The organism is Streptomyces hilarionis (genome assembly GCF_024539675.1).
Taxonomy (GTDB): domain Bacteria; phylum Actinomycetota; class Actinomycetes; order Streptomycetales; family Streptomycetaceae; genus Streptomyces; species Streptomyces hilarionis.
This window is the reverse complement of sequence record NZ_JAHHIT010000220.1, coordinates 1-9,970: the sequence shown is the minus strand read 5'-3', so window position 1 is coordinate 9,970 and position 9,970 is coordinate 1. Positions and strand designations below refer to the sequence as shown.

10 protein-coding genes are annotated in these 9,970 nt (G+C 71.6%); 4 read left to right on the top strand and 6 right to left on the bottom strand.

Annotated features, from left to right (window positions below; genetic code table 11):
- Positions 1 to 724: HAD family acid phosphatase (locus tag KMS84_RS35430; protein WP_256920645.1), on the top strand; the 724-nt coding region annotated here is incomplete at its 5' end.
- Positions 725 to 767: 43 nt separating this feature from the next.
- Here the strand turns inward: KMS84_RS35430 and KMS84_RS35425 are convergent.
- Both KMS84_RS35425 and KMS84_RS35420 read right to left on the bottom strand, forming a co-directional pair.
- Positions 768 to 1,637 (bottom strand): hypothetical protein, encoded by an 870-nt coding sequence (locus KMS84_RS35425; protein WP_256920644.1) that lies wholly within the window; start codon positions 1,635 to 1,637, stop codon positions 768 to 770.
- Positions 1,634 to 2,203 (bottom strand): SigE family RNA polymerase sigma factor, encoded by a 570-nt coding sequence (locus KMS84_RS35420; RefSeq protein ID WP_256920643.1) that lies wholly within the window; start codon positions 2,201 to 2,203, stop codon positions 1,634 to 1,636. Before KMS84_RS35420 ends, KMS84_RS35425 begins: the two co-directional genes overlap by 4 nt.
- A 258-nt stretch (positions 2,204 to 2,461) precedes the next feature.
- On the opposite strand from KMS84_RS35420, the gene KMS84_RS35415 reads away from it, so the two are divergent.
- Positions 2,462 to 3,913, top strand: coding sequence for an NCS2 family permease (locus KMS84_RS35415; protein ID WP_256920642.1), 1,452 nt, complete (start codon positions 2,462 to 2,464; stop codon positions 3,911 to 3,913).
- Positions 3,914 to 3,926: 13 nt separating this feature from the next.
- Here KMS84_RS35415 and KMS84_RS35410 read toward each other — a convergent pair whose 3' ends face one another.
- The 3 genes from KMS84_RS35410 to KMS84_RS35400 form a co-directional block, all read right to left on the bottom strand.
- The gene (locus KMS84_RS35410) at positions 3,927 to 5,384 is read right to left on the bottom strand and encodes a peptidoglycan D,D-transpeptidase FtsI family protein (RefSeq protein ID WP_256920641.1); all 1,458 of its coding nucleotides are present in this window, start codon (positions 5,382 to 5,384) and stop codon (positions 3,927 to 3,929) included.
- An 80-nt stretch (positions 5,385 to 5,464) separates the two neighbouring features.
- Positions 5,465 to 5,935, bottom strand: coding sequence for a GNAT family N-acetyltransferase (locus KMS84_RS35405; protein WP_256920640.1), 471 nt, complete (start codon positions 5,933 to 5,935; stop codon positions 5,465 to 5,467).
- Positions 5,936 to 5,970: 35 nt separating this feature from the next.
- The gene (locus KMS84_RS35400) at positions 5,971 to 6,744 is read right to left on the bottom strand and encodes an IclR family transcriptional regulator (protein WP_256920639.1); all 774 of its coding nucleotides are present in this window, start codon (positions 6,742 to 6,744) and stop codon (positions 5,971 to 5,973) included.
- Positions 6,745 to 6,867: 123 nt separating this feature from the next.
- Between KMS84_RS35400 and KMS84_RS35395 the strand changes: the two genes are divergently transcribed.
- Both KMS84_RS35395 and KMS84_RS35390 read left to right on the top strand, forming a co-directional pair.
- Complete coding sequence (locus KMS84_RS35395) at positions 6,868 to 8,397, top strand: aldehyde dehydrogenase (NADP(+)) (protein WP_256920638.1); 1,530 nt, start codon at positions 6,868 to 6,870, stop codon at positions 8,395 to 8,397.
- A gap of 46 nt (positions 8,398 to 8,443) precedes the next feature.
- A complete protein-coding gene (locus KMS84_RS35390; RefSeq protein WP_256920637.1) occupies positions 8,444 to 9,052 on the top strand; it encodes a DUF1349 domain-containing protein in 609 nt (202 codons plus the stop codon).
- Between the two features lie 87 nt (positions 9,053 to 9,139).
- On the opposite strand, the gene KMS84_RS35385 is transcribed toward KMS84_RS35390, so the two are convergent.
- On the bottom strand, positions 9,140 to 9,970 hold an 831-nt coding region (locus KMS84_RS35385), incomplete at its 5' end, for a geranyl diphosphate 2-C-methyltransferase (RefSeq protein ID WP_256920636.1).

Below are 9,970 nucleotides of genomic sequence, written 5' to 3'. Positions count from 1 at the left end.
CGCGGCCACGGCCGGCCAGTCCACCGCCGACTCCACCCACGAGCCCTACAACATCGGGCTGTTGGTGAAGGACATCGACACCTACTACGGCACCGCGCCGGACGCGAACGGCGTGTACCAGGCGTCGCCCACCAGCCCGTACGCCAAGGACCTCGCGAGCATCGACAAGGCCGCCAGGAAGTACATCGACCAGGCCGCCCGCAAGGCGGTCAAGAGGCACGAGCGGCCCGCCGTCGTCTTCGACATCGACGACACGCTGCTGCTCAGCCTCGACTACGAGAAGCGGTACAACTACACCTACAACTCCGCCAGCTGGGCCGCCTATGTGAACAAGGCGGACCGCCCCGCGGTGTTCGGCAGCCCCGAGCTCGTGCGCTACGCCCAGCACAAGGGCGTCGAGGTCTTCTACAACTCGGGCCTCGGCGAGGCGCAGCGCTCCGCCGCCGTCGAGAACCTGAAGAAGGTCGGCGCCGACGTCAACCTGGACGCCGGCCACATGTTCCTCAAGAACGCGGCCGCCCCGCCGTCCTATCTGAGCGCCTGCGCCACCCCGGGCGCCTGGACCTGCACGACCGTGCAGTACAAGTCCGGCACCCGCAAGCACATCGAGGACGACCTCGGGTACGAGATCATCGCCAACTTCGGCGACCAGTACTCCGACCTCGACGGCGGCTACGCCGACCGCAGGTACAAGCTGCCCAACCCGACGTACTTCGTCGGCTGATCCGGCGTGCGGGGGGCCGGCCGGCCCCCCGCACGGCGCGCTCTCATCCGCCGTCGTCGTGGGCGGCGAAACCGCCGCCGACGGAGTGCTGCGCGCCGTCCGCCCGGCCCGCGATCGCGTAGGCGTCGTTCTTCGCGTCCCGGCCGCCGCGATCGTGGTTGTACTGCCCGGCGAACACCCACTCGCCCTCGGGGACCGTCCGGCCCTCCTTGAGCACCCAGGTGTAGACGAGGAAGCCGTCCCTCAGCGCCGTCGTGAACGTGAAGTCGTCCTCGGGCAGCGAACGCCAGGCCCCGGCCGAGGAGACACCGCCGGTCTGCGCCACCTTCAACTGCACCGTGAGGCGCGTGAGCCGCCCCGACGTCTTCAGCGTGACGTTGCTCTGCGCCCAGAAGTCGTTGCTGTGCGGGTCGACCGTGCCGTCCGACCACAGCGGGCCGTCCGTGTCGTCGCCGACCGCCGGCAGCAGCGTGGCGGCGGGCGCGGAGGGCGTCGCCCCGGCGCTCCTCGACGGCGGGGCGCTGGGCCGGACCGGGTGGTGCGCGCCGCCCCCGGAGCTCGGCGTGGCCTTCGGCGAGGCGGGCGGCCGGCTCGTGGCGTCGGGGGACGCGACCGGCGGCGAGGAGACGGAGACCGTCTGCTGCGCCGGGGGGTCGCTCTTCACGGCGGACGCCACCGCGTAGCCGCCGGCCGCGAGCATGCCCGCGACGGCGGCGGTGGCCCCCACGATCCTGGTCCAGCTCCACAGGGCCGGCCGGGTCGCCCGGTGGTCGGAGCGCTGCCGCCCCGGCTCCTGTCCCGCCATGCCGCGCTCGACCCGGGCCAGCATGCGCGCCCGGTCGGGCTCGTGCGCCTCGGCCGCTCCGTGCAGCCGGGCGCGCAGCTCGTCGTGCACGTCCCGCTGCATCGTCATCGGTCCCTTCCCGAGGCCGAGGCCTCACCGGTGCGCACCATGGCGGGCACCTTGAGCGGAGCTCCCTTGGCGCCGAGCAGCTTCTGCAGCTCGGCCATCCCCTTCGAGGTCTGGCTCTTCACCGTACCCACCGAGACCCCGAGGGCGAGCGCGGTGTCCTGCTCCGAGAGGTCGAAGGCGTGCCGCAGCACCACGCAGGCCCGCTTGCGGAACGGGAGTCTACGCAGCGCCGACTGCACGTCCACGACGCCGGCGACGTCGGGGTTCTCGGCCTTCTCCTCGCGTTGCGACCAGAACAGCGCGATCCTGCGCCGTTCGCGCACCGCGCTGCGGATGCGGGTGCGGGCGAGGTTGGCGACGACGCCGCGGGCGTAGGCCACCGGATGGTCGGCCGCCCGCACCCGGTCCCAGCGGTTCCACAGGGCGAGCAGCGCGTCCGCGGCCAGGTCGTCGGCCGCGTCGGCCTCACCGGTCAGCAGGTGGGCGAGGCGCGACAGTTCGGCGTAGTGGCGGTCGAAGAAGGCGTGGAACTCCACCGAGGCGGCGTCGTCGACGACTGTGCCCACGGGTGACCTCTTCTCGGTGTGCCTGTGCGCGTCATGTGAATGACATGGGGGTGCCCCGAGGAGGTGGACGGGGCGAGATCGGGAAGCGTAGCAGTGGTCTGCGGCCTGCTTTGGTACGGGGGTTCGAACATGATGTGGCAGATCGAACGCGCGCGGAGTCCGATTCCGTAACACGGCGAAAACCCGAGACCGGTTCAACGAGGGAACAATCCAGCCAGCATTCACCCCCGCCCCCCTCCGGCCCGAGGAGCAGCAGCCATGTCCGAGACGCAGAAGACCGACGGCCCACCGGCTGTCGCGCCACCGCAGGCGAGCGGCGTCGACCGGTTCTTCAGGATCTCCGCGCGGGGATCCACCGTCGGCCGGGAGATACGCGGCGGATTCGCCACGTTCTTCACCATGGCCTACATCCTGGTCCTGAACCCCCTCGTCCTGGGCGGCGCCGAGGACAAGTTCGGGCACCGGCTCGACACCGTCCAACTCACCACCGCCACCGCCCTGGTGGCCGCCGTGATGACGATCGTCATGGGCGTCGGCGGCAACCTGCCCCTCGCGCTGGCCGCCGGCCTCGGCCTCAACGCGGTGGTCGCCTTCCAGATCGCGCCGCTGATGAGCTGGGACGACGCGATGGGCCTCGTCGTGCTGGAGGGCCTGCTGATCTGCGTCCTGGTGCTGACCGGGCTGCGCGAGGCCGTCATGCGGGCCGTCCCGCAGTCGCTGAAGCAGGCGATCAGCGTCGGCATCGGTCTGTTCATCGCCTTCATCGGCTTCGTCGACGCCGGTTTCGTCAGCCGGATCCCCGACGCCGCGCACACGAGCGTGCCGGTGCAGCTCGGCGCGACCGGCACGCTCGGCGGCTGGCCGGTCCTGGTCTTCTGCGTCGGTGTGCTGCTGACCGTCGCCCTGCTCGCCCGCAAGGTCAGGGGCGCGATCCTGATCAGCATCGTCGCGACGACGGTCCTCGCGGTCGTCATCGACGCGGTCGCCGACGTCGGGTCCTGGGGGCTGACCACGCCGTCGTGGCCCGACCGCGTCGTCGCCGCCCCCGACTTCGGGCTGATCGGTCACTTCAGCCTGTTCGGCGCCTTCGGCGAGACCGGCGCGGTCACGGTCGTCCTGCTGGTCTTCACCCTGATCCTGTCGGACTTCTTCGACACCATGGGCACCGTGGTCGGCATCAGCGCCGAGGCCGGACTGCTGGACGAGAAGGGCGACGTGCCCCGCCTCGGGCGGGTCCTGCTCATCGACGGCGCGGCGGCGGTCGCGGGCGGCGCCGCCTCGGCGTCCTCGGCGACCTCCTACATCGAGTCGGCGGCCGGAGTCGGCGAGGGCGCGCGCACCGGGTTCTCCAACCTGGTCACCGGCGCGCTGTTCGCCCTCGCGCTGTTCCTGACGCCGGTGCTGACGATCGTCCCGCTCCAGGCGGCCGCCCCGGCCCTCGTGGCCGTCGGCTTCCTGATGATGACCCAGGTCAGGGGCATCGACTGGGAGCGGTACGAGGTCGCCGTCCCCGCCTTCCTGACCATCGCCGTGATGCCCTTCACGTACTCGATCACCAACGGCATCGGCGCGGGTTTCGTCGCCTACGTGGTCATCCAGGCGGTGCTCGGCAGGGCGAAGGACGTCCACTGGCTGCTGTGGGGGGCCTCGGCCCTGTTCCTGGTGTACTTCGCGATCGACCCGGTCGAGCAGGTGCTCGGCGTGAAGTGACCGGTGCGCCGGACTACTTCTTCAGCGCCGCCTCCATCATCGCCTTCGCGACGGGGGCGGCCAGTCCGTTGCCGCTGACCTCGGAGCGCGCCGCGTTCGACTGCTCGACCACCACCGCCACGGCGACCTGCTTGTCCGAGGAGTCGGACGTGCCGTACGAGGTGAACCAGGCGTACGGGGCCTTGCTGTTGTTCTCGCCGTTCTGGGCCGTGCCCGTCTTGCCGCCGACGGTGACGCCGTCGATGAGCGCGTTGGTGCCCGTGCCCTTCTCGACGACCGTCTGCATCGCCGACCGCAGTTGCCCGGCGGTGGAGGAGCTGATGATCCGCGTGCCGGACGCGTCGTCGTCGTAGTCCTTCAGCACGTTCCCGCCGCCGTCGGTGACCTGCGCGACCATGTGCGGCGAGACCAGCTTGCCGTCGTTGGCGATCGCGGCCGACACCATGGCCATTTGCAGCGGGGTCGCCGTCACGTCGAACTGGCCGATGCCGGTCAGCGCCGTGGACGACTCGTCCATGCCGGACGGGTACACGCTCGTGTACGCCCGCACGGGGACGTCCAGCCTGTCGTCGTCGAAGCCGAACCGGTCGGCCATCGCCTTCAGCTTGTCCTGGCCGAGCTGGACCGCCATGTGCGCGAACACGTTGTTGCAGGAGTACTGCAACGCGACCCGGATCGTGGCGTCCGTGCAGGGCGCGGAGGCGTTCTCGTTCTTCAGCGGCGTCCGGGTGCCCGGCAGCGTGTACGGGTCCTCGCTGTCGGTCCTCACGTCGACCGACTTGTACAGCCCGTCCTCCAGCGCGGCCGCCGCCACCACCAGCTTGAACGTCGAGCCAGGGGCCAGTGGCTGCCGCAGCGCCCGGTTGACCAGGGGCTTGTCGGGGTCGGAGGTCAGCTTCTTCCACGCCGGGCCGGCCGTGTCGGCGTCGGTCAGCGACGAGGGGTCGTACGACGGCGTCGACACGACGGCCAGGATCTGTCCGGTCTTCGGGTCGATCGCCACGGCCGCGCCCTTCTTGCCGCCGAGGGCGTCGTACCCCGCCTTCTGCACCCGGGGGTCGATGGTCGTGATCACGTCACCCGGGTCGGCCCGCCGGTTCGTGACCGTGTCCAGCACGGTCTTCAGCCGGGGGTCGGTGCCGTTGAGGACGTCGGCGTAGATCCCCTCCAGCTGGGTCGGCGCATAGGCCTGCGAGGCGTACCCGGTGACCGCCGCGTACAGCGCGCCGTCCGTGTACGTGCGCTTGTATCTCAGGTCGCCGCCGGCGGTGGCGACCGAGCCGGTGACGGCCTTTCCGCCCACGACGATGTTCCCGAGCGGCTCCGCGTACGTCTGGATCGCGTTGCGCCGGTTGCCCTTGTCGTCCGCGAGCGCCCGGCCCTCGTAGAACTGCACCCAGGTCGCCCGCAGCAGCAGGGCGAACACCAGCAGCAGCGCGAAGACCGACGCGCGCCTGATCGTTTTGTTCATGGCGATCAGAAGACGAACGGGACCGAGCCGTTCGTTCCCGGCCGTCCCGTTTTCTCATCGTCCCCTCATCCGAGACCGCTTCAGGCCTCCAGCCGCAGCACGATCTCCTCGGTCTCGCGGCCGCGCGCGTTCGCGAAGCCCGCCGCCCGGGCGGTGGGCCGGAAACCGCACTTCTCCAGGACGCGCAGCGAACGGGCGTTGTCGGCCGCCGCCCGCGCGAACAGCGGTCGCTCGGGGACCTCGGACAGCAGGGCCGACAACGCCTGTGTGGCGATGCCCCGGCCCCAGTACGCCCGGTCCACCCAGTAGGTCACCTCACGCTCGCCCGGCGGCCCGTAGACCGCCGCGCTGCCGACCACGTCGCCGTCGACCAGGATCGTGCGCGGTACGTCGGACGAGGCGCGGATCCGTCGCCAGTGGGCGTCGAAGGCGTCCCGGTCGGCCGGGTCCTTCGGGGTGAAGGCGGCCATCACGAGGGACTCGGGGTCGTTCATCTGCCGGAAGAACACCGGCAGATCGCTGTCGTGGACCCGGCGCAGGGCGATCAACATGCCCGCAGCCTACGACCCCGCCCCCGCCCGCGGCCTCACAGCCGCCGGGTCGCCAGCGTGAGCCGGTCGCGCGCGTCGAACAGCGCGTCCTTCACGAGCTGCTCGTGCGCGGGCGTCAGCCTGGCCACCGGCACCGAGCAGCTGATCGCGTCCCTGGCCGGCGTGCGGTAGGGGATCGCCACGCCGAAGCAGCGCAGGCCCAGCGTGTTCTCCTCGCGGTCCACCGAGAACCCCTGCTCGCGGATCTGGTGCAGCTCCTCGATGAGCTTCTCGCGGTCCGTGATGGTGTGCTCCGTCAGCGCGGGCAGCGACTCCGGCAGCATCTTGCGGACCTGCTCGTCGGAGTAGGTGCTCAGCAGCGCCTTGCCGAGGGAGGTGGAGTGGGCGGGCAGCCGGCGGCCGACCCGGGTGAAGGGGCGCAGGTAGTGCTGCGACTGGCGGGTGGCGAGGTAGACGACGTTCGTGCCGTCGAGCCGGGCCAGGTGGATGGTCTCGGTGGTGTCGTCCGAGAGCCGGTCCAGGGTCGGGCGGGCGGCCGCGACCACCTCGTCGCCGTCGATGTAGGAGGTGCCGACGAGCAGCGCCCGCACCCCGATGCCGTACCGCGTGCCCGTCGCGTCCGTCTCCACCCAGCCCAGTTCCACCAGGGTGCGCAGCAGCATGTAGAGGCTGGACTTGGGATAGCCGACGGCCTCCTGGACCGACGCGAGGGAGTGCATTCCCGGGCGGCCGGCGAAGTATTCCAGCAGCTCAACCGTCCGCACCGCGGACTTGACCTGCGCTCCGCCCCCCGTCTCGACAGCCGACATCGCCCTTGACCCCTTCGTTCGACGGGAAATACGCTCCGACAGCATATTCATCATCAGAGACAGCGTTCAGTATATCGAACGACCCTGGTGGATGAGCCAGTACCAAACGTGGAGGGACCCTCGGTGGCAGCAGCACCAGTCTGGAGTGTCGACCCCCGAACCGGGAAGCAGCGGGAACAGGTTGCGGTGGAGGCCACGGCCCAGGAGGTCGACGCCGTCGTCCGCGCCGCCCACGCGGCGCGGGGCTCCCTCGCGGACCGTGCCGTTCGCGCCGCCTTCCTGCGTTCCGCCGCCGACCGGTTGCAGGCGGCCAGGGACACGCTCGTCGAGGTGGCCGACGCGGAGACCGCGCTCGGCCCGGTCCGCCTGACCGGCGAGCTGGCCCGCACCTGCTACCAGCTGCGCGCGTTCGCCGACATCGTCGACGAGGGCGCCTTCCTCGACATCGTCGTCAACCACCCCGACGACACCGCGACCCCGCCCATCCCCGACCTGCGCCGCTACAAGGTGCCGCTCGGCGTGGTGGCCGTGTACTCGGCGTCGAACTTCCCCTTCGCCTTCTCGGTCGCGGGCGGCGACACCGCGAGCGCGCTGGCGGCCGGCAACCCGGTCGTCGTCAAGTCCCACCCCGACCACCCGGGCCTGTCCGAGCTGGTCGCCAAGGTGGTGCGCGACGCCGCCGCCGAGCACGGCATCCCCAGGGACGTCCTGGGCCTGGTCCACGGCTTCGAGGCCGGCGTCGAGCTGATCGGGCACCCGCTGGTGGCCGCGGCCGGCTTCACCGGCTCGATCCGCGGCGGACGCGCCCTGTTCGACGCGGCGGCGGCGCGGCCGACCCCGATCCCCTTCCACGGGGAGCTGGGCTCGCTGAACCCCGTCGTGGTGACCGAGGCGGCCGCCGCCGAGCGCGCCGAGGCCATCGGGACCGGCCTGGCCGGATCGATGACGCTGGGCGTCGGCCAGTTCTGCGTCAAGCCCGGCCTCGTGCTCGTGCCCTCCGGCGCGGCCGGGGACGGACTGCTCAAGTCGCTGACGGACGCGGTCAGCGACACCGACGCGGGCGTGCTGCTCGACCACCGGATGCGCGACAACTTCATCGCCGGGGTCGCCGAGCGCGCGGAGCTGGCCGACGTGGAGTCGCCGGTGACGCCCGGCGCGGGCGGGGAGCACACCGTCAGCGCGGGCTTCCTGACCGTGCCCGCGGCCCGGCTCACCGCCGAGGGCGAGCACGACCTGCTCCTGGAGGAGTGCTTCGGACCGGTCACCGTCGTGGCCCGCTACGAGGACGAGGACGAGGTCAGGGCCGTGCTGTCGCGGCTGCCGGGCAACCTCACGGCGACCGTCCAGCTGTCCGAGGGCGAGGCCGCCGGAGAGGGACGCGGCGGGGAGATCCTCGCCGAGCTGACGCCGCTGGCCGGGCGGGTGCTGGTGAACGGCTGGCCCACGGGCGTCGCCGTCGCACCGGCCCAGCACCACGGCGGGCCCTACCCGGCCACCACGTCGACCTCCACCTCGGTGGGCGGCACGGCGATCGAGCGCTGGCTGCGGCCCGTCGCCTACCAGAACACGCCCGCGGCCCTGCTGCCGGTGGAACTGAGGGACGAGAACGAGCTGGGGCTTCCCCGGAGGTTCAACGGGCGCCTGGAGCGGTAGCGCGCTGCGCGCCCCGCACCGACGGCCGCACCCCGATAATCAGCTCATGGACGTTTCGTTTCCCGAACTGCCCTTCCCGCTGCGCACCTACGGTCCCGACGGGCACTGGTCCCACGAGGACGGGGTGCTCACCGGGTGGGCCGGGGCCCGGCAGGACCGTTTCGTGCCGCCCACCGGCGACGGGGTGGAACCCGCCGCCGACGCCCCCCGGCTGCTGGGGGCTCCGGAAGGTGACTTCCAGTTGATCGCACGGGTCACCGTGGGGTTCAACTCGGCCTTCGACGCCGGGGTGTTGTACGTCCAGGTGGGCGAACGGGCCTGGGCCAAGCTGTGTCTGGAGTACTCCCCGGACGTGGCCACCGTCTGCACGGTCGTCACCCGGGGGCACTCCGACGACGCCAACTCCTTCACCGTGGACGGGAGCTCGGTCTGGCTTCGGGTGAGCCGGACCGGCCGCGCCTTCGCCTTCCACGCCTCCCGCGACGGCCGGCGCTGGACCTTCGTCCGGCTCTTCACGCTGGGCGGGGAGAAGGAGACCGGCGCGGCCCTGGTCGGCTTCATGACGCAGTCGCCGATGGGGGAGGGGTGCGTCGTGACGTTCGACCACCTGGAGTTCCGGCCCGACTGGCCGGACGACCTGAGGGACGGCAGCTGAGTCCCGGCCCGGCCGCAACGCCGAGCGACGAGGCCTCGGCGGCGCGGGGCCCGCGGCCGGTGCGGCCCGAGCCCCGCGCCACCGAGCTCACACGCGGTCGGCCGCGATCAGCACGTACTGGAACGAGCCGTCCCGGTAGGACTCGATGAAGGCCTCCTCGATGCCGGTGACCAGCGAGGACGTGGCCCGCAGCTCCCAGTAGGGCAGGGTGTCCGCGGTCAGGTCGACGATGGTGTGCGGCACCAGCCGGTTGTCGGCCATGGCCCGCAGGTACTCGCGCCGGGAGTGGATGTTGCACTCGAAGTGGGCGTTGATCTGGGAGACCCACTTCGACGGCTGGCCGTAGCGGGGGTTCCAGCAGCCGGTGATCGTCACGTACCGGCCGCCCACCTTCAGGAAGCGGGAGTGCTCGGCGAACAGGTCGTGCAGGTCGACGTACATGCTCGACTCGTTGTTCCACGAGGCCGTGACGCTGCCCTTGTCGAACGGCGTGTCGAGCATGTTGCACACCCGGGAGCGGACACGGTCGTCGATCCGCAGCTCCCCCGCGCGCCGGTTGCCGAAGTCGGCCTGGGTGGCGGACAGGGTCACCCCCTCGACCCGGCAGCCGAAGCGGCGGTGGGCCATGACCATGGACCCGCCGCGCCCGCACCCGGCGTCGACGAGCGTGTCGTCGGGCCCGACGGGGCCGAGGTGGTCCATGAGGAACTCCGCCTGGGCCGACTCCAGCCGGTGCAACTCCGCGACGAGCTTCTTCTCGTACTCGCTGTGCGCCGGGTCGCCGAGCGCGGCGTGGTCCACGGCCCCGATGCCGTAGTGGTGGTGGTAGAGGCCGTCCACGTCGCCGAGGCGGAGGTTGACCGGCCGTGCCTCGTTGTTCCAGTAGCGGGCGATGTCCTCCTGGTACGCCGTCGCCGG